Annotated in this window: 16 protein-coding genes; all 16 read right to left on the bottom strand. The window is 57.5% G+C overall.

Annotated features, from left to right (window positions below; all coding sequences use genetic code 11):
* Nucleotides 1-23: 23 nt before the first annotated feature.
* On the bottom strand, nucleotides 24-875 hold the full coding sequence (gene cobA / locus ACJO3M_RS05980) for a uroporphyrinogen-III C-methyltransferase (protein ID WP_407000459.1): 852 nt from the start codon (nucleotides 873-875) through the stop codon (nucleotides 24-26).
* Entirely contained in the window at nucleotides 872-2,146 is a 1,275-nt protein-coding gene (gene serS, locus ACJO3M_RS05975) for a serine--tRNA ligase (protein ID WP_407000458.1), read from the bottom strand. The genes cobA and serS overlap by 4 nt, the downstream gene beginning before the upstream one ends.
* A gap of 91 nt (nucleotides 2,147-2,237) precedes the next feature.
* Complete coding sequence (locus ACJO3M_RS05970) at nucleotides 2,238-3,578, bottom strand: replication-associated recombination protein A (RefSeq protein ID WP_407000457.1); 1,341 nt, start codon at nucleotides 3,576-3,578, stop codon at nucleotides 2,238-2,240.
* On the bottom strand, nucleotides 3,578-4,231 hold the full coding sequence (lolA, locus tag ACJO3M_RS05965; protein ID WP_407000456.1) for an outer membrane lipoprotein periplasmic chaperone LolA: 654 nt from the start codon (nucleotides 4,229-4,231) through the stop codon (nucleotides 3,578-3,580). The genes ACJO3M_RS05970 and lolA overlap by 1 nt, the downstream gene beginning before the upstream one ends.
* 13 nt (nucleotides 4,232-4,244) lie before the next feature.
* On the bottom strand, nucleotides 4,245-6,830 hold the full coding sequence (locus tag ACJO3M_RS05960; protein WP_407000455.1) for a DNA translocase FtsK: 2,586 nt from the start codon (nucleotides 6,828-6,830) through the stop codon (nucleotides 4,245-4,247).
* Nucleotides 6,831-6,836: 6 nt separating this feature from the next.
* The gene (locus tag ACJO3M_RS05955) at nucleotides 6,837-8,078 is read right to left on the bottom strand and encodes an O-succinylhomoserine sulfhydrylase (protein WP_407000454.1); all 1,242 of its coding nucleotides are present in this window, start codon (nucleotides 8,076-8,078) and stop codon (nucleotides 6,837-6,839) included.
* 30 nt (nucleotides 8,079-8,108) lie between these two features.
* Nucleotides 8,109-9,632 (bottom strand): amidophosphoribosyltransferase, encoded by a 1,524-nt coding sequence (gene purF / locus ACJO3M_RS05950; protein ID WP_407000453.1) that lies wholly within the window; start codon nucleotides 9,630-9,632, stop codon nucleotides 8,109-8,111.
* A 35-nt stretch (nucleotides 9,633-9,667) separates the two neighbouring features.
* Nucleotides 9,668-10,237, bottom strand: a complete 570-nt coding sequence (locus tag ACJO3M_RS05945; protein WP_407000452.1) for a CvpA family protein — start codon at nucleotides 10,235-10,237, stop codon at nucleotides 9,668-9,670.
* 94 nt (nucleotides 10,238-10,331) lie between these two features.
* Nucleotides 10,332-10,979, bottom strand: a complete 648-nt coding sequence (locus ACJO3M_RS05940; RefSeq protein WP_407000451.1) for an SPOR domain-containing protein — start codon at nucleotides 10,977-10,979, stop codon at nucleotides 10,332-10,334.
* A gap of 134 nt (nucleotides 10,980-11,113) precedes the next feature.
* Nucleotides 11,114-12,418, bottom strand: coding sequence for a bifunctional tetrahydrofolate synthase/dihydrofolate synthase (folC, locus tag ACJO3M_RS05935; protein ID WP_407000450.1), 1,305 nt, complete (start codon nucleotides 12,416-12,418; stop codon nucleotides 11,114-11,116).
* Nucleotides 12,402-13,328 carry an acetyl-CoA carboxylase, carboxyltransferase subunit beta gene (accD, locus tag ACJO3M_RS05930; RefSeq protein ID WP_407000449.1) on the bottom strand — a complete coding sequence of 309 codons (927 nt, stop codon included), beginning with the start codon at nucleotides 13,326-13,328 and terminating at the stop codon, nucleotides 12,402-12,404. The genes folC and accD overlap by 17 nt, the downstream gene beginning before the upstream one ends.
* A 46-nt stretch (nucleotides 13,329-13,374) precedes the next feature.
* Nucleotides 13,375-14,187, bottom strand: coding sequence for a tryptophan synthase subunit alpha (gene trpA / locus ACJO3M_RS05925; RefSeq protein WP_406985208.1), 813 nt, complete (start codon nucleotides 14,185-14,187; stop codon nucleotides 13,375-13,377).
* A gap of 41 nt (nucleotides 14,188-14,228) precedes the next feature.
* Nucleotides 14,229-15,437, bottom strand: a complete 1,209-nt coding sequence (gene trpB, locus ACJO3M_RS05920) for a tryptophan synthase subunit beta (RefSeq protein WP_406985279.1) — start codon at nucleotides 15,435-15,437, stop codon at nucleotides 14,229-14,231.
* Nucleotides 15,430-16,059, bottom strand: a complete 630-nt coding sequence (locus ACJO3M_RS05915; RefSeq protein WP_407000448.1) for a phosphoribosylanthranilate isomerase — start codon at nucleotides 16,057-16,059, stop codon at nucleotides 15,430-15,432. Before ACJO3M_RS05915 ends, trpB begins: the two co-directional genes overlap by 8 nt.
* A gap of 10 nt (nucleotides 16,060-16,069) precedes the next feature.
* Nucleotides 16,070-16,963, bottom strand: a complete 894-nt coding sequence (gene truA, locus ACJO3M_RS05910) for a tRNA pseudouridine(38-40) synthase TruA (protein ID WP_407000447.1) — start codon at nucleotides 16,961-16,963, stop codon at nucleotides 16,070-16,072.
* 103 nt (nucleotides 16,964-17,066) lie between these two features.
* Nucleotides 17,067-20,282, bottom strand: coding sequence for a FimV/HubP family polar landmark protein (locus ACJO3M_RS05905; RefSeq protein WP_407000446.1), 3,216 nt, complete (start codon nucleotides 20,280-20,282; stop codon nucleotides 17,067-17,069).
* Nucleotides 20,283-20,478 lie beyond the last annotated feature (196 nt).

The raw sequence follows: 20,478 nt of genomic DNA, 5'->3' as shown, positions 1-20,478 counted from the left end.
GGGGAGCCCAGGCTCCCCGTTTTTTATGGTGTAGTGGAAATCGCCCCTATCCAGTCCAGGCGATCCCGTAAACTGACCACCTGCCCGATAATGACCAGCGTCGGAGGCTGTACCTGGCGCTTGTTCACCCGATCCACAATCGTCGACAGATCTCCGGTGATCACTTCTTGCTCAGGTGTGGTGCCTTTCGACACCAGCGCAACCGGCATATCACTGGCCATTCCGTGAGCCACCAGTTCCCGACAGATGATCGGCAGCCCCACCAGGCCCATGTAGAACACCAGTGTCTGGTTATTCTGGACAAAATCCCGCCAGGGCAGATCGCAGGTATCGTTTTTAAGGTGTCCAGTGACGAATCGCACCGACTGGGCGTAATCCCGATGAGTCAGCGGTATACCTGAATAAGCTGCACAGCCAGAGGCGGCAGTAATACCGGGCACCACCTGAAAACGGACACCGGCTTCAGCCAGGGTCTCGATTTCCTCTCCGCCACGTCCGAAGATAAAGGGATCGCCGCCTTTGAGACGCACGACACGACGACCTTGTCGCGCCAGCTCCACCAGGCGGTGATTAATCTGCTCCTGGGGCAGCGTATGATTGGCCCGCTGCTTTCCCACATGGATGCGCTCTGCGGACTCGGGAATCAATGCCAGGATCTGCGGTGACACCAGGCGATCGTACAACACCACTTCCGCCGAGTTGATCAATCGCCAGGCCTTCAGGGTAAGCAGCTCTGGGTCGCCCGGTCCCGCCCCTACCAGGGCGACTTCGCCGCTGGAGGTGTTGGGGTTGTCAGTGACCGGATTGGCCCTGTATCGAACTGGTGCATGCCCTGCCCTTACGCCCTTTCCTGGTGCATCGTCCCGATTAGTCATTGAATCTTTTCCAAACCTCCCATATACGGCTTCAAGACATCCGGAATCACAATGCTGCCATCGGCTTGCTGGTAGTTTTCCATGACCGCAATCAGTGCACGGCCCACCGCAAGACCTGAACCATTGAGGGTATGGACAGGCTCGGGCTTACCGGTTTCCGGGTTACGCCAACGAGCATGCATGCGCCGTGCCTGAAAATCACGGGTGTTGGAACAGGATGAAATTTCACGGAACTTGTCCTGGCCCGGCAGCCATACCTCGAGGTCATAGGTCTTGGCGGCAGAGAAGCCCATGTCGCCGCCGCACAGCGCAACCACCCGGTAAGGCAGCTCAAGCAGCTGGAGGACTTTCTCGGCATGGCCGGTCAGGGTTTCAAGCGCAGCTTCCGAATCTTCCGGACGGACCACCTGAACCAGCTCCACCTTGTCAAACTGGTGCTGACGAATCATGCCTCGAGTATCACGACCATAAGAGCCCGCTTCGCTGCGGAAGCATGGGGTGTGGCACACCATCTGTAGTGGTAGCTCCTTGGCATCGAGAATGGTATCGGATACCAGGTTCGTTGCCGGCACTTCCGCGGTCGGAATCAGGTACAGGGGATTCTCGCCCTCGGTCTTGAACAGGTCTTCCTCGAATTTGGGAAGCTGCCCGGTGCCGTAGAGCGTCTCTGCGTTAACCAGGTATGGCACGTAGGTTTCGGTATAACCGTGATCACCGGTATGCAGGTCCAGCATGAACTGGGTGAGCGCCCGGTGCAGGCGTGCCACAGGCCCGCGCATCACTGCAAAACGGGAATGCGCCAGCCGTGATGCGGTTTCGAAATCCAGTCCTTTCAGGGCTTCTCCCAACGCAACATGGTCCTTCGGTTCAAACTCGAAAGATTTGGGAGTGCCCCAGGTCCGTATCTCGACGTTGTCGTCTTCGCTGTCGCCTGCCGGCACGTCGTCGTCCGGAAGGTTGGGGATGCCGGCCAGGAAGGCATTCAGCTGTTCCTGCAATGCACGGAGCTCGTCCTCAGCGTCTGACTTCTGCTTCTTGAGGTTCTCTACCTCGTCCAGCAGCGGCTGGATATCCTCGCCGGCAGCCTTGGCCTTGCCAATCGATTTGGAACGCTTGTTCTGCTCGCTCTGCAAAGTTTCCGTGCGCACCTGGATGGCACGACGGCGCTCCTCAAGCTGCTCGAAGGTGGCGGTATCAAATTCGACATTCTTGATGGCCAGCCGACGGGCGATCTCTTCTGTCTGAGTACGGACGCGTTTGGGATCGAGCATGATTATCCTGACTTTTCCGATTAGCAATATGTGTTGAATGACAGGCCATTATACCTGCACAGGCGCTGGTGGCTACCGTGCCGGAGCCTGCTCAGGAATAGCGTTTGCGGGAACTTTCGGTGTTGCGGGCATCCAGCCGCTGACGCTTTTCCGCCAGTTTGATCTCCAGCCCGCGGTGAACCGGTTCGTAGTAGCGGCGTTGATGGATAGCTTCCGGCAAGTAGGATTCACCGGCCGCGAAAGCTTCGGGTTCGTCGTGGGCATAGCGGTATTCATCCCCGTGGCCAAGGCTTTTCAGCAGCTTGGTCGGAGCGTTGCGCAGGTGGACGGGGACCTCGTAGTCCGGATCATTGCGGATATCCGCCATGCACTGGTTAAAGGCCTTGTACACAGCGTTACTCTTTGGCGACATGGCCAGGTACGTTACGGCCTGGGCCAGAGCCAGCTCACCCTCCGGGCTGCCCAGGCGCTCCTGCGCTTCCCAGGCATCCATTGAAAGCTGCAGCGCCCTCGGGTCGGCATTGCCAATATCCTCACTGGCGATACGAACCAGCCGACGGGCCACATACAAGGGATCGCAGCCACCATCGAGCATGCGACACAGCCAGTACAGGGAGCCATCGGGATCCGATCCCCGCACCGATTTGTGAAGGGCGGAGATCTGGTCGTAGAAGACATCGCCGCCCTTGTCGAAGCGACGCAGGCTGGTCTGGAGTACCTGCTCGAGATGATCATCGGTAATTCGCAGAGCCCCCTGAGGATCTTCCTCGGCAAGGTCCGCCGCCACTTCCAGAATATTGAGCGCCCTGCGGGCATCGCCACCGGAGGCGGATGCCATCATGGCCAACACCGTTTCATCAACGGTTATCTGGCTGTTCAGGCCTTCTTCTGCTTCCAGCGCTCGCCGAAGGAGCACCAGCACATCGCTCTCTTCGAGATTTTTGAGGACGTAAACCCGGGTTCTCGACAACAGTGCGCTATTGAGTTCGAAGGAGGGATTCTCAGTGGTTGCACCCACGAAAATAAAGGTGCCGTCCTCGATGTGGGGTAAGAACGCGTCCTGCTGCCCCTTGTTGAAACGGTGAACCTCGTCCACGAATAACAGGGTGTCCCTGCCTTCCGTATGCTTGCGGTTTTTCGCCCGCTCAACGATGGCGCGGATATCTTTCACGCCGCTGAGTACGGCTGAGACAGTCTCAAAACTGAGGTCACCAAGATTGGCCAGCAACTGGGCAAACGTGGTTTTACCAACGCCGGGCGGCCCCCACAAAATCATGGAATGGAGCTGTCCCTGCTCGACCGCTCGCCTCAGCGGCTTGCCAGGGCCCACGAGGTGGGCCTGACCAACGTATTCATCCAGGTTTCGCGGGCGCATTCGGGCGGCGAGAGGGCGAAACCCCTGCTGCTGCCCGGAAAACAGGTTCTCCTGCATCAGGCCCCGTCCCGGATAACGTCCACCTCGTCTGGGTAATCGAGGGTGAAGGCGGTGTCTTCAATGGCCCTGTTAAGCTCGATATCGTCGAAGCTCAGCACACTGATCTGCGACAGGGAGTCTTCCATGCGCATTTCCTGGAGTTCGCCCTTGTAGAAAGTCAGGCGTAAAGACACAAACAGGGAGTCAGCGTTTCTCGGCTCCAGGGTAAATTCGCGGGTGTGCTCCCCCTTGTTGCGACCGGAGACCTTGTAGGTTTCATCAAGGTTCCCCACTTCGCCGCTCAGCAGTAATGCCGGGGTGGTCTGAACTCGTTCATCGAGGCTGTGAACGGTCACCTGCTCCAGGTCCGGATCATATACTTCAACGGTGGAACCATTACTGACAATAAACTGGGGATACGGATCACGGGTTTCCCAGTAAAACAGCCCAGGGCGCTTGGCTTTCAGGAAGCCGCGGGATTCCTGAACCCGACTGCCGCCCTCATTGACAACAATCTGGATAAAGCGGGCCTGATAGGATTCGTAGCTTTCCAGCATTTGCGCCAGTTCGGAGGCATCCTGCTTACTGCCATCTTCAGCCTGTACCGCAAATGACGGCACCAGAACGGCCACCAGAAACGATATCCAGAACAGTCGGGCAAATTGTTTCATCGTCAGCTAACTCCTAGTCTCTTGGTGGGGGCGGTGCCAGCACTTCCCGCGCGCCATTATGGCCGGCGGCACTGACCACACCCGATGCTTCCATGGCATCAACCAGGTTTGCCGCCCGGTTGTACCCGATCTTGAATTTACGCTGAACGGAGGAAATGGAAACCCGACGCCCTTCGGTAACGAACGCCACAGCCTCATCAAACAAAGCGTCGCCTTCGTCACCACCACCCTCGGAAAGGGTCGGTACGCCGGGCAGATTTTCCCCTTCAGCGCCACTTAACACGTCATCTACGTATACCGGCTCGCCCCGCGCTTTCCAGGCACTGACCACCCGATGAACCTCATCATCGTCGACGAATGCACCGTGTACCCGAACCGGCAGGCCGGAGCCCGGGGGCAGGTACAACATGTCACCGTGGCCCAGCAATTGTTCCGCGCCGCCCTGATCCAGCACGGTACGGGAATCAATCTTGGAAGAGACCTGGAAAGACATCCGCGTCGGGATGTTGGCCTTGATCAGGCCGGTGATGACATCCACTGACGGTCTCTGAGTGGCCAGTATCAGGTGAATACCCGCTGCCCGGGCTTTCTGGGCGATTCGGGCAATCAGCTCTTCCACTTTCTTGCCGACGATCATCATCATGTCGGCGAATTCATCAATCACCACCACGATGAATGGCAGGGTTTCCAGCTCGGGGCGCTCCTGCTCATCGTTGGCCAGGTATTCGTCGGGTTTCCACAGCGGATCCAGTAGCGGTTCTCCAGCTGCTGCGGCATCACGGACCTTGCGGTTGTAACCGGCAATGTTACGAACACCCAGGTTGGCCATGAGACGGTAACGACGCTCCATCTCGGCTACGCACCAGCGCAATGCATTGGCCGCCTCTTTCATATCCGTGACCACAGGCGCCAGCAGGTGCGGAATGCCGTCGTAAATGCTCAGTTCGAGCATTTTTGGGTCCACCATGATGAAGCGAACCTCTTCCGGCGTCGCCTTCAGCAGCATGCTCAGCAGCATGGCATTCACACCCACGGATTTACCGGACCCCGTGGTACCGGCGACCAGCAGGTGAGGCATTTTTGCCAGGTTGGCAACCATCGGGTTGCCACCAATGTCGTTACCCAACGCCAGCGTCAGGGCGGAGGAGGATTCCGTAAACACCCGGGCACCCAGAACTTCGCTCAGGCGAACCATTTCGCGCTCTTCGTTGGGAATTTCGATCCCGACAACGGATTTGCCCGGAATGACTTCCACTACCCGAACGCTCAGCACTGCCAGGGACCGGGCAAGGTCCTTGGCTAGGTTCGATATCTTGCTGACTTTGACCCCCGGCGCCGGCTTGATCTCAAAGCGGGTGATCACAGGTCCCGGATTGACTTCGACCACCTCAATGGAGACCCCGAAATCCGCCAGTTTTTCTTCCAGCAGCCGCGACATGTGCTCAAGGGATTCTTCCGAATAGCCCTTCTCCTTATGCTCCTCCGGCGGATCAAGCAACGTAATCGGAGGAACCGGACTTTCCACGTCTTCCAGCAGAGATCGCTGGCTGGACTTGCCGTTTTTGGCATTACTGGCAGGCTCATCCCGCTTGAACGGCGATATCTTCAGAGCCCGGGATACGGGACCCTCGGGCGCAGACTTTTCTTTTCTGGCGGTGCCATTCACCGAGGGCGGATCCACCGGCTCCATATCATCCCTTGAACTGAAGCTTTCCAGGCGTGCGGGCTCCTCGTCCGTCGAGGTGTGCAGGCCATCCATGGCCGGCTCCTTGCGGTCCGCTGACCTTTTGTCGGCCGCTGGCCCGGGCTTTTTGGGCCCCAACCCCGGGATCTTGTGCCACCAGCGGACACCGGTCACTTTGCCCGACCGGGAGCTATCAACCCGATCCTTTACTACCGGCGGTTCCGGCTGCGGCTTCGCAGCCGATTCAGGCTTTTGTTTTTTAGCGGACTTTCCATCGGCACTGAACACATTCTTCAGCCAGGTGCAAAAACGGATAGTGGTCAGCCCCACCTGATCCATCAGCCAGAACCAGGACAAACCTGTGGTGACGGTAAGTGCAAACAGGAATATTGAAATGAGCAGCAGGGTTGTCGCGGGCAGATTGAAAAACCGCACCATGGCTTCAGATACCGCAGCACCCAACACCCCGCCGGAAGACACTCCCAGGCCGAATACGGAGTACAGGGACAGCAGACTGGTCGCAGACAGCAGGATCAACAGGAACCCGCCGAATCGCATCATCAGCAAGGGCCAGTGAAGGTCCAGCGGGTCGTTCCGGCGGCGAATCAACATCACCGCGTAGCCTGCAATCATCAGCGGGAACAGGAAGGCCACGTGGCCGAAGAAGTCCATCAGCAGGCTGGCAATCCAGGCCCCGGTGCGGCCGGCGTAGTTATCAACACTGGTTTCATGGCCGATGCTGGCCCAGCCAGGATCAGAAGGGCTGAATGTCACCAGCGCCATTGCCAGGTAAATACACAGGGCAATCAGGGCGATCACGGCGCCCTCGCGGCTGCCCTGGGCCGCCAGCCGACGAAATCGCTGCTGTTTTTCGGTCAGTTCCCGTGCCTTTTGTGCTTTTGCAGACTCTGCCATGAATACTCAGACGTTTCCGTTACTGTTATTTTCAAGGGCCCTGAAGCCTCGCTCAAGATCGCTTTTCAGGTCCTCGACCGCTTCAATACCAACCGACAGTCTGACGAGGTTTTCTGTAATGCCGGCTTCCGCCTTGTCTTCCGGGGATAACCGACCATGGGTGGTTGTCGCCGGATGGGTAATCGTGGTTTTCACATCCCCGAGGTTCGCCGTAATGGAAATCATCCGGGTGCCATCAATGAATGCCCAGGCTTCTTCCCTGCCCCCTTTCAGTCGGAACGAGAGCACGCCACCGAAGCCGGTTTGCTGGCGTTTGGCCAGCTCATGTTGCGGGTGTTTCCCCAGTCCGGCATAGAATACCTCGGCCACTGCCGGCTGCTGTTCCAGCCACAGGGCCAACTCTAACGCATTGTCGCAATGGGCTCGCATACGGATTGGTAAGGTTTCCAGTCCCTTAAGGAACACCCAGGCGTTAAAGGGGCTCATGGTGGGGCCTGCCGAACGTAAGAAACCGTAGACCTCTTCCATCAGCTTGTCCGGACCTACCACAACACCACCGACACAACGGCCCTGGCCGTCGAGATACTTGGTGGCGGAGTGAATGACAATATCGGCCCCGTGCTCGAAGGGACGCTGCAGTACCGGCGTGCAGAAACAGTTGTCCACCACGAACAGGGCGTCATTCTGGTGAGCGAGGTCTGCCAGCGCTTTCATGTCAGCGACCTCGCACAGCGGGTTGGACGGTGTTTCAATGAACAGCATCCGGGTTTCCGGCCGGATGGCGGCTTCCCATTGCGCCATATCCGTCAGACTGACAAACGTGGTCTCCACGCCAAACCTGGCCATGTACTTCTGGAACAGCACATTGGTTGTGCCGAAGACGCCCCGGGAACAGATCACATGATCACCGGATTGCAGCAACGACATGCAGGTACTGAGAATAGCGGCCATACCGGACGAGGTGGCCACTGCCCTCTCCCCGCCTTCCATGGCCGCAATTCGGCCTTCAAACGCCTGCACCGTCGGGTTGGTGAACCTGGAATAGATGTTACCCGGCTCTTCCCCACCAAACCGTGCGGCAGCCTGGGCCGCACTGCCATAGACAAAACTGGAGGTCGGGAAGATCGCGTCACTGTGCTCCAGTTGGCCGGTACGGATCTGTCCGGCACGCACCGCCAGGGTGTCAACTGACATGCCTTCAAGATCCGATTCCGGGATCCAGACCTGTTCGTCGCGGCAAAATGTCATGGTTTGCTCCTGAAATTCGCGGTGTGGCGGTTAGTCTTCATCGTTGTACAGATCAATGATGCCGTTGTCGGCGGATTCCCCTCCCGCCGCCTGGAAGCGATTCTCATCATTACGCATGGCTTCCAGCTTGTTGAGGTAGGCTTCGTCGACATCCCCGGTGACATACTTACCGGTGAATACGGAACACTCCCAGTCCTCAATGTCTGGATTCACGTCGCTGACACAGGTAATCAGATCACTCAGGTCCTGATACAGCAGCCAGTCAGCGCCAATCAGGTCGCGAATCTCATCTTCGGTTCGATCATGGGCAATCAGCTCGCTGGCCGACGGCATGTCGATACCGTACACATTCGGGTACCGAACGGGGGGCGCTGCCGATGCAAAGTACACATTACGGGCACCGGCATCCCGGGCCATCTGCACAATTTCCTTACAGGTGGTGCCACGGACAATGGAATCATCCACCAGCATGACATTCTTGCCACGGAACTCCAGATCGATGGGGTTGAGTTTCTGGCGCACTGACTTCTTGCGCATTTTCTGGCCAGGCATGATGAACGTCCGACCAATGTAGCGGTTCTTGATGAACCCCTCGCGGAACTTCACCCCAAGCAGGTGGGCCATCTGAAGGGCGGATGTCCTGCTGGTATCCGGTATCGGCATCACGACATCAATATCGTGATCCGGGCGCTCTCTCAATATTTTTTCCGCCAGGGTTTCCCCCATCCTGAGTCGCGCCTTGTATACCGACACCTTGTCGATGATCGAGTCGGGACGGGCAAAATAGACGTGCTCGAAAATACAGGGATACAGGTGCGGATTTTCCGAACACTGTTCCGTGTACAAGGTACCGTCGGTTTCAATGTAAACCGCCTCCCCTGGCGCGATGTCCCTGACCAGCGTATATCCGGCGGCACTCAGCGCCACACTCTCGGAGGCAATCATGTATTCCTTGCCTTCGTCGGTTTCACGCACACCGTAACAGGCCGGACGGATGCCATTAGGGTCACGGAAACCTACGATACCGTACCCGGTAATCATGGCAATCACCGCATAGGCACCACGACAGCGCTTGTGAACTGCACGGACGGCAGAAAAGATTTCATCCTTGGTCGGATCCAGTTTGCCCAGCTTCTGGAGTTCGTGGGCAAACACGTTCAGCAGGACCTCGGAGTCCGAGTTGGTATTGATGTGGCGCAGATCAGTGCGGAACAGATCCTTGCTGAGATCGTCAGCGTTGGTCAGGTTACCGTTGTGAGCCAGGGTGATGCCGTAAGGGCTGTTTACATAGAATGGCTGGGCTTCGGCCGAACTCGAGCTGCCGGCCGTCGGGTACCGTACATGCCCTATCCCGACATTGCCGACCAGACGGCGCATATGCCGGGTGTGGAACACATCCCGAACCAGCCCGTTATCCTTGCGGAGGTTAAACCGATCATCCTGAAACGTAACAATGCCCGCCGCATCCTGGCCCCGGTGCTGTAAAACGGTCAGCGCATCATAAAGCGACTGATTCACGTTGGAAGTACTGACTATGCCGACAATGCCACACATGGATACGGTAATCTCCGAAGCGTTATTACTGAATGTTAGCGGGACGCGGAAACAGGTTCCACGCCTTCTTTCTGCTGAGGTTCATCGGGACTGGCAGTCTCGTCGTCCGCCGGCCCCAGGAATCGGGCAAATTCATCCCCGAGTGTACGTCTGGACCAGTCTTCCACAACGGCCAGCCGATCAATCATGATAGAGGTATTCCACCAGGTGTCCTGAGCCAAAGGGGTATAGCGAGTAAACGCAATACCCACGATCACCACCACCACGCCACGAAGCAGACCAAACCCCATGCCAAGTACGCGGTCCGTGGCTGACAATCCGGTTGCACGGATAAGATGACCGATCATGTTATTGATAATGGCACCGATGATCAGGGTGCCAAAGAACAGTATGGCGAACGCTGCAACCAGGCGAACCAGAGGGGTCTCAACGGTACTTTCCAGCAGGGACTGCATCTGGGGATGGAATGTCCGGGCGATAATAAACGCGCCGACCCAGGTGACCAGCGACAGGGCTTCTTTAACGAAGCCCCGCTTTAGGCTGATAAGAGTGGATACGGTGATTAGGGCAATGATGACCCAGTCAATCCAGATCAGCGCTTCCATGAAAAACCCGGTGGTGATATTGAAGCGCGAATTCTAACAGGAAACGCCCCCGCACCAAACTGCCGGTTTCGCATAACACCTACGGAAGGCCGTGTTATTTGTCCCCGGTGGTCACCAGGCTGTTCAGACCAAACTCTCGATCGAGTGCTTTCTTGGCTCGTTCAGCCTCGGCTTTTTCTGCAAACGGGCCACTGAACACGCGGGTCAGGGTCGCATCGCCACGCTGTATTTCCTGCAGGTGGGAGCTGTAACCGGTATCGCGAACCTTGTTGCGGAGGTTCCGGGCATTATCGGCACTGCCAAAACTGCCCAACTGAACCACCCAGGCACCTTCCAGAGATCCGGCGTATTCAGCAGAACCAGCCTGCTGAGGCCCTTCACCGTCATCCGGTTCAGGCCTGGATTGGTCTGCTACCGGCTGCGACACTGGCGCTTCCGGGGCAGCCTCAGGTTCCGGTTGCGGCTCTGGCGCCTGCTCAACAGGCTCTTCCACACGCTGTACCTGCTGGGAATCCCTGTCTGCGACCGGTTCGGGTTCATCCGTTTCCTCAAGCCGGTAGGCCGGAGCGTCCGCTTCCGGGGGCTCCGGGGCATCAACCTCGGGGAATGGAGGCTCCTCGGGAATCTTGATCGGGTTGGAGGTACGCTCGGAATGGGGCTCGTCAAACAGCATGGGCACAAAAATAACCGCGAGGGAAACCAGTACCAATGCGCCGATTATTCTTTGCTTAAGTCCGTCCACGTCTTGATGTCCCCTGTTTTATACCACTGGCGGCCACGGAAGTTGGCGATCAGGCCAGATACTAACCGCCTGCTGCGGAGAACTCAAAGTCTCTACCCGGGCATGACCAAACTTTAAGGCGGAAGTTCGCCATTTTATGACTCCACCCCAAAGAAGCGGCGGGTTTCCGCCACCGTATAGAAAGAGCCAAAGGCAATCACCAGGTCATCCGGCTTGGCCAGACTCATGGCCGCCTGAAGCGCACCGGAGACAGTATCGTACTCGGTAACACTGAGCCCGGAAGATGCAGAAGCGACCCGCCCCGCGAGCTCCCCGGCAGCCAGTCCGCGCTCACAATCCAGACCGCCCACATACCAGTGGTCCACCACCGTTGCCATGGCCGACACCACACCCTCGACATCTTTGTCGGAGAGCGCCCCATAGACCGCCAGAATCCGCCCTGCAGGCGATTTCATCGATTCAAGGCGAATGGCCAGCCAGCGGGCCGCATGGGGATTGTGACCAACATCCGCATACACGGCGGGGCTGTCATCCAGTTTTTCGAACCGGCCCGGCGCGCGGACCTGACCAATGACTGGAACGAGCGAATCCAGCGACTGCTCAGGCTCCAGTTCGTGAAAGGCGACGATTGCGGCAGCAACACTGCCCAAAGGCAACGTTACTGGCGGCAGCGCAACGGTGACATTGCCGTCGCTGAAGTGAAGCGCCCTCACCTGCCCGCTCTCCTCCAGACTGTAGCTATCGCCCAGTCGATGCAACCTGACACGCTGTGCCGCCACCTGCTGCAAGACGGATCGAGGTGGGTCGATATCGGCATAGACCGCCGGAATGCCGGGCCTGAGGATGCCTGCCTTCTCAAAGCCTATCACCTCCCTGTCATTACCAAGGAAGGCAACGTGATCAATATCCACTGAAGTGATAATGGCCAGGTCCGGATCGAGCACATTGACGGCATCCAGGCGTCCGCCAAGACCGACTTCCAGGATCCAGTCCTCGACCCCTGCCCGGGCCAGCAATACGAAAGCCGCCAGTGTTCCGAATTCAAAGTACGTCAGCGTGACATTCTTGCGGGCGTTCTCGACTTCTTCGAACGCGGCAATCAGTTCGTCATCCGCAACGTTTTTGCCATTCAGCCGTACCCGTTCATTGTAATGCTGGAGATGAGGCGAGGTGTAAGCCCCCGTCGTGCGACCAGCGGCCATCAACAGGGACTCCAGACAGGCCACGGTACTGCCCTTTCCGTTGGTGCCGCCGACAGTGATAATCCGTGCGGCCGGTTTACGGGGAAACAGCCGGCGCAGCACCACCAGCACACGGTCAAGTCCGAGGTCAATTTCTGCGGGGTGAATGGATTCCAGGTAGGACAGCCACTGATCCAGCGTGGCTCCGGCACCCGGAGCTTCCGGGTGCCGGGACAGGTGGTCAGCTTTCGGGGGCATCGGTTTCCGGTCTTTCTGTCACTTCAAACTCTATCGGGTCTTCCGTCGCCGGCTTGTCATGCCCGGTAAACTTCGCCAGCACATGGGTGATACGCTCACGCATCTGGTGGCGATGGAGAATCATGTCGATGGCACCGTGCTCCAGCAGGAATTCACTGCGCTGGAAACCTTCCGGCAGTTTCTCCCGAACAGTCTGCTCAATGACCCGCGGGCCGGCAAACCCGATCAGGGCGTTAGGCTCGGCAATGTTCAGGTCACCCAGCATGGCCAGGCTCGCGGACACCCCACCGAACACAGGATCGGTCATCACGGAAATATAGGGGATACCTTCCTGCTTCATGCGCTCCAGCACAGCTGCTGTTTTCGACATCTGCATCAGGGAGAGGATCGCTTCCTGCATGCGCGCACCGCCGCTGGCAGAAAAACAAACCAGGGGAATACGTTCCTCAAGACAGACATTTGCCGCCTGCACGAACTTCTCGCCCACAACCTGACCCATGGAGCCACCAAGAAAGTTGAACTCAAAGGCACAGGCCACCAAAGGCAGCCCAAGGGTTGTGCCCTTCATGGCGACCAGCGCGTCTTTCTCGCCCGTTGCCTTCTGTGCATGGGCAAGACGGTCCTTGTAGCGTTTGCTGTCCTTGAACTTGAGCCGGTCCCAGGGTTCCAGATCGGCTGCAATCTCTTCCCGGCCGTCGGGGTCCAGGAATACATCCAGTCTGCGCCGGGCGTTCACCCTCAGGTGATGATTACACTTGGGGCAGACATCCAGGTTTTTTTCAAGCTCAGGCTTGTACAGGAAGGCGCCGCATTTGGGGCACTTCTTCCACAACCCTTCAGGTACGCCAGTGCGCTGCTTGGATTCCGAGCGAATCTTGCTCGGCATGATTTTGTCCAGCCAGTTACTCATGTTTTCATCCTGTCCTTTGATGCCTGCCCGTCTGGTTGCCTGAGATTCAGGAAGCCAGACCGTCCAGTGCTTCTCGCATCGGGTGAAGCAGATCCGTCAGTGCCCGTTTCAGCTGTTCAGGATCCGCCTGATTTCTGGCTATTGTATCGACCAGAACGCTGCCAACAATTACACCATCGGATACCCGACCAACCGCTGCAGCGGTTTCCGCATCACGAATACCGAAACCAACGCCCACCGGCAAGGCGGTGATGTCGTGAATATGGGCAACCCTGGAGGCCACTTCATCCACGTCTATGTTGCCAGCACCGGTGATCCCCTTGAATGAAACATAGTACACATAACCGGATGAGTGCTCACTGATTGAGCGGATCCGGTCATCGGTCGTCGTGGGCGCCAACAGGAAAATCGCATCGAGCTTGCGGGCGGTGAACAGTGGAGCCACTTCGTCCGCTTCTTCCGGTGGCAGGTCGACCGTCAGGATACCGTCGACTCCGGCATCGGCCGCCGCGTCCGCAAACGCCTCGTAGCCCATGGCTTCCATCGGGTTCAGATACCCCATGAGGACCACCGGCGTGGTGTCATCGGTTTCCCTGAACTGTTTGATCATAGCAATAACCTGGCGCAGCGAGGTGCCATGCTTCAGGGCCCGCTCACAGGCCAATTGAATCACCGGGCCATCGGCCATGGGATCGGAGAACGGCACACCCAGTTCGATAATATCCGCTCCAGCCTCTACCAGGGTGTGCATCAGACCAACGGTTTGGTCCGGGTGCGGATCACCTGCGGTAATGTAAGGGATCAACGCCTTGCGTCCCTGCCCTTTCAGGGACTTGAGCACCCCTTCAATTCGACTCATGCCTGCTCCTGTCTCTTGTACACTGAGTGTTTACCGTTAGATCAGACTTCAATGCCATCCAACTGGGCGATGGTGTGTATGTCCTTGTCGCCACGGCCAGAGACGTTAATTACGAGCACCTGATCCTTGTCCATGGTGGCCGCCAGTTTTACCCCATAGGCCACAGCATGAGCGGATTCCAGCGCCGGCATGATGCCCTCCACCCGGGTGAGCTTGCGGAACCCGTCCAGCGCTTCGTCGTCAGTCACTGACACATACTGGGCGCGACCAATGTCTTTCAGCCAGCTGTGCTCGGGACCAACACCCGGGTAATCAAGTCCCGCGCTTACGGAATGGGTGCTGGCGATCTGGCCATTCTCATCTTCCATCAGGTAGGTCCGGTTACCATGGAGCACACCCGGACGGCCCGCGCACAGCGGTGCCGCATGCTGGCCGGATTCGATACCCAGGCCACCAGCCTCTACGCCGTACATCTGCACACTCTCATCCGTGAGGAACGGATAGAACATGCCAATGGCGTTAGAACCGCCGCCCACACAGGCTACCAGAGCATCCGGGAGCTTACCGGCCTGCTCAAGAGACTGTCTGCGGGTTTCGCGGCCAATCACCGACTGGAAGTCCCGCACAAGCAAGGGATAAGGATGTGGACCAGCGACCGTACCGATGATGTAGAAGGTTTCATCCACGTTGGCCACCCAGTCACGCATGGCATCGTTCATGGCATCCTTCAGGGTCTTGGTACCGCTTTCCACGGCATGGACCTCGGCCCCCAGAAGCTTCATCCTATACACGTTCAGGGATTGCCGCTTGACGTCTTCCGACCCCATGAACACATGGCACTCAAGCCCCAGGCGCGCGCATACCGTGGCTGTCGCAACGCCATGCTGGCCGGCACCGGTTTCGGCAATGACCCGCTTCTTGCCCAGGAAGCTGGCCAGCAGGGCCTGGCCAATGGTGTTGTTCACCTTGTGGGCACCGGTATGGTTCAGGTCTTCCCGCTTGAGCCAGATCTGGGCGCCGCCGGTTTCACGGGTCAGGCGTTCGGCAAAATACAGCGGGCTGGGGCGGCCAACATAATTGGCAAGATCTTCATCAAACGTCTTCTGGAATGCAGGGTCCTTCTTCAAACGCAGGTACTCTCTTTCCAGCGTCATCAGCGAATCCATCAGGGTTTCCGACACAAACCGGCCGCCGTAGGCACCGAAGTGACCCCGTGCATCCGGAAGTGCGCTCAGCATTTCTTCAGTCAGTTTCATCGACACGGTGAACCTCGTTTATAAAGTCGGAAATTTTCGCGTTATCTTTCACGCCCTTGCTACTCTCCACACCGCCACTGACGTCCACCGCCCAGGGCCGGACCTGTGCTACAGCGCTGGCAACGTTATCAGATGCCAGACCTCCGGCCAATATCAGCGGTAACGGACGATGAGCCGGAATCAGTGACCAATTGAAACTCTTGCCGGTTCCCCCGTACCGCTGGGGGTCCCAGGCGTCAACCAGTAAACCGCTGGCGCCCGCGTACCGATCGTACGCCAACTCGATATCACCGGCGCTTTGGACACGAACAGCTTTGATCCAGCGCTTGCCGAAACTGGCGCAGAATTCCGGTGATTCATCACCATGGAACTGGAGCAGGTCCAGGGGAACGGTTTCGAGGACCTCTTCAACCCACTCCCTCTCCGGATTCACAAACAACCCTACGGCTCCGGTGAAAGCCGGCAAAGCTGACACCAGACTCCGCGCCCGTGCCACGGTCACCGATCGGGGGCTTGGTTTGTAGAATACGAAACCCAGCGCATCCGCCCCCGCCTGTGCAGCAGCGCGAACATCCTCGGGTCGGGTTATGCCACAGATTTTGACTCGGGTTCTCATAGGCCTTGCGTCAATTGGTTCGATGGGTCCACGTGGGCTGCCGTGGTCGGTTGTAGTCATGCTCAAACCAGGGGCGGAGAAACCCCGGGCCACAGAGAGCGGACGGTATTCCGAATCGCTCAGGATAGCCCACATCCACCAGATACAACCCGAATGCCGGCGCGGTCACTCCAGCCACCGTCCGGTCTTTGGCCTCAAGTATCTCACGAATCCACTGCACAGGTCGCTTACCGGTACCAACCGCCATCAAGGCACCGGCAATATTCCTGACCATGTGATGAAGGAACGCATTGGCCTGTATATCAATTACGACGAATTCGCCTTTTCGGCTTACCTGTATATGCTCCATAAAGCGATTGGGGGTGCGGGACTGGCAGCCAGCAGCACGGAATGAGGAGAAGTCGTGCTCGCCCTGAAGGAATTGGGCAGCCTCGTGCATCTTTTCCGCGTCCAGGGGGCGAAATGTCCAGCTGACCTGTCCACGCTGGATACCGGGCCGGACCGGGTGGTTATAGATCACGTAACGATAACGGCGATAGGTGGCGGAAAACCGGGCGTGAAAATCGCCAACGCCATTCCCGGCCCAATGCACGGCGATGTCATCAGGCAATGCCGTGTTGATGCCCATCACCCACGAACGCAGGTTGCGCACCGATGACGTGTCAAAATGAGCAATCTGGTAACTGGCGTGAACACTCGCGTCGGTACGACCGGCGCAGACCAGATCCACCTCGTGATCGGCCACTTTTGATACAGCCCGGGCCAGCTCCGCCTCAACCGAGCGAACACCGGATTTCTGTGCCTGCCAGCCGTGAAAGGAGCGTCCGTCGTATTCAAAAGCCAGGGCGACGCGGCCATCGCCTATGGCATTATCCGTGGTAAGTGCTTGCGGGTTCAGAAACAAGTGACAATCCGACTAACCTGTATAACAAAACAAAACGCCGGCTGTGACCGGGTCAGCGCCCGGTAGCCGGCGTTCTGCGTTCGATGAGCCTGATTATAACGAATCAGGACAGATTTTTAAGAAGATCCTGCGCTTCTGTCTTCTGCTCATCGCTTCCTTCCAGCGAAACTTCCTCAAGAATGTCGCGGGCGCCGTCCACATCCCCCATTTCGATGTAAGCACGAGCCAGATCCAGTTTGGTCGCCGCTTCATCTGTACCTGCGAGGAAGTCAAAGTCGTCATCATCGCCCAGGTCGGATTCGTCAAGATCTTCAATCGCTGTTTTGCGGGAATCCGCATCCAGTGAATCCGAAGCCACGGGTGGCTCGACATCCGTTTCTTCTGAAGTTTCAGAGGCATCGGCCGAAAATTCATCGGTTTCGCCGAGATCCGAAAGCTCCTCTGGTGTCTCGTCCTTGTTGTCCATCAGGGAATCCTCCAGATCAAGCTCCTCATCCAGCTCCGGAGCGGGCTCTTCAGTTTCCGGTGCATCGACTTCCGGTGTATCGGCATCGCCGGACTCCGAAAACTCTTCCATCAGCGCCAGGTCTTCGTCAGAAACATCCAGCTCAAGGTCATCCATGCCGGACTCTTCGCCCGCCAGGGGGTCATCGCCGGACTCGTCGGCAACCTTGTCGAGTTCCGCATCCAGCTCATCGAGGAAGGATTCATCGAGATCACCAAGCCCCTCGCCTTCCCGGGTATTGCCTTCAACCGGTTCCTCAAGCGATGGCGCCTCATTTGCCTTTTCGGCCGCGTCATCCGTGGTGAGATCGCTTTCAAGGCTGTCAAAATCTTCCAGAGACAATTCATCAGACAAATCGTCTGAAGCCTCAACGGATGCCGTGTCGGCGTCACCTTCCAGGGAGGAGTCCTCAAAGTCAAAGCTCAGGTCATCATCATCTTCAACGCCCTCAACAGCGGGGACCTCATCATCCCTGGCTCCCTCAATGCCCGAGAGATCGTACTCGATCGTACCGTCGTCGGAGTCAGCCTCTGACTCAGACTTCTGCCCCACCTCCGGCTCTTCCGTCAGCTCCAGGTCGGAGAAATCGGTATCAAATTGCTCAAGCTCGTCCGTGGACTGCTCAGGCTGACCGGACTCCCCCTGGTCGCCAAGGGTCTCATTCGTCAGATGGACGCCACTCTCGGACGATACTGTCTCCTCGCCAGACGTTTCTTCTTCCCGACCAAAGGAATCAGAACGTAACTGGGACTCCAGGTCATCAATACTGGGCATGGACTCCGCTTCGTCCAGCCTTTCCCGCAGCGTGCCGGCTTCCGCGATGGCGCTGTCATCTTCCAACGCCTCAATCTCACGGAACTGCTTATCAAACGATTCCCGATCCTGGGTGTCTGCGTACACGCCCAGCAGCTTCAGCCTGAGATCAGTGCGGCTGGGTTCCCTGGAAATCGCAGTTTCCAGGGATTGAGCCGCTTTATCCATCTGGCCGTAGGCGATATAGGTTTCCGCCTCAGCCATGGGATCACCCGCTGCCGTATCTGCAGGCTCATCGTCTTCAAGGCTCAGATCAAAGGTATCTGAGCCATCACCCTCTTCCCCATTCAATTGCTCATAGAACGCCTTTTCGCGATTTGCGTTACGACGCGCCAGAAGCAACAACAGCAATAAAAGCAGAATCAGGCCGCCGCCAAGGGCGATCTGATACAGGGGGTTATTGGTAATCGCATCTATGACATTGCCAGGGAAACCCTTGTCCGACTGTTGCGCCGGAGCAGCCGGCTGAGTGGCGGGCTCCTCGGTCGTATTTGGCTCTGTAACCGACGGCTGAGTTCCGGGGGCGGGATCATCCGCCCCTTCTTCCGGACCAGGCCCATCCTGACCAGACAGTCCGGTATCGTTAGCTGCTGCCATATCTTCTTCAGCGGGCTCGTCGCCCTTGGCTGCCGACAGATCACCATTGGCTTCAGCAACGTCGTCACCGGTTTCCAGTCCTTCAGGACCTCCTGCTTCAGCAGACTCACCGGTCGCATCCGCGGTTTCGGTTGATTCCCCGGCGACGTCCTGATCTTCACTGACCGGTTGCTCTGGCTCTCCCTGGCCAACGATCTCATCATCGGCGGCCATGGGGTCTTCATCCATGGTCTTATCTTCGCCAGGCTGGGCTGTCGCTGACGTCTCTTCATCACCGCCCATCTGCTGCATCTCAGCCAACTGGCTATCTTTCAACTCCAGCAGGCGTTGCAGGGTTTCGACCTGATCCTGAAGGTCTTCCACCCGGCTGTTCAGCTCCTCGGTTTCGCGGCGAGCACTTTCAAGTTCTTCCATCGCCACTGCAGAACCCGCATCGACGCCGCCAGCGGTCTGACCATCGCCACCTGCGGACCCGCCGTCTTCGCTATCACGGCTGCCTGAATCATCTGCCGCAATCAACCGCAGCTCATCACCACCAGCACCTGCGGTGTCCGGGGCAGCCTCGTCTGACGACCGCGATTCGGTGGCGTCCACCGTACGGGTCTGACTGGAAAGCGCCTCATTCTGCATCGAGACCTGGCGATTGGCCTCACCACGGCTACGACTACGAATCTGTTCCAGATCTGGAACCCTCAACACTTCACCGCGCTTGAGACGATTGATATTGCCATCAATAAACGCGTCTGAATTCAGATCCTGGATAGCCAGCATGACCTGTTGCGTAGAAACGCTGTCATTCGGCTTCACGCTTTGGGCAATTTGCCAGAGCGTGTCGGAAGAATTGGTTGGCCCAAGCGTACGGGGGCCAGCAGTGGTACGTGAAGATGAGGTACCGTCAGACAGGCGCTGCCCGGAAGGCTGCGAAGTTCCGGTGCTGGCCTCAGGTGTCGTTGACTGACGGGTGGCCGGCGCAGACACCTGCTCCTGAATACCTGATTCTTCAGCGTAAACAGGTGGGTCTACCAGCAGTGAATATTCCCGCATCAGCCTGCCGCTTGGCCAGGTCACTTCCAGCAGGAAGTTCAGATATGGCTCGCGGAGCGGTTCTCTTGAGGATACGTTGACGATCAGATTACCGTCACTGCTGGTCGTAACCTCAAATTTGAGTTTGGTAAGGAAATAGTTCCGATCAATACCGACTCTCTGGTAATCGCCTTCTGAAGCGATATTGACGAATACATCGTCAGGATCGATTCCCCGGCTTTTACGCAGGTTGATATCTGCTTCAAGAGGCTCATTGAGATAGGACTGCAGTTCAATTTCACCCAGCCCCAGGGCCTGTGCGACACCGGAACCGAGCCCTCCCGCCAGAGCCAGGGCAACCGCAAGCTTGCGTACCTTCATGCTTTTTCCTTACCAGTCTCCGTTATTCGTTACTGCTTTTTCAAACAGAATCGGACGAGGTTGGATGACTTCCGTCTGGTTTTCTATAGTTATTATGTAATCTTTTTAATTTTCAGTGGGCCAAGTATTGTTGATAAAGCCCGTTTTATCAATCAATCAGCTGCAGTCGTTGTACCATTTTTTTACAAAAGGCGCG

The sequence above is a fragment of the Marinobacter alkalisoli genome, from assembly GCF_045449795.1.
In the GTDB taxonomy this organism is placed as follows: domain Bacteria; phylum Pseudomonadota; class Gammaproteobacteria; order Pseudomonadales; family Oleiphilaceae; genus Marinobacter.
Note: the sequence above shows the minus strand (reverse complement) of the source record. Positions and strands in the feature narration are given on the sequence as shown.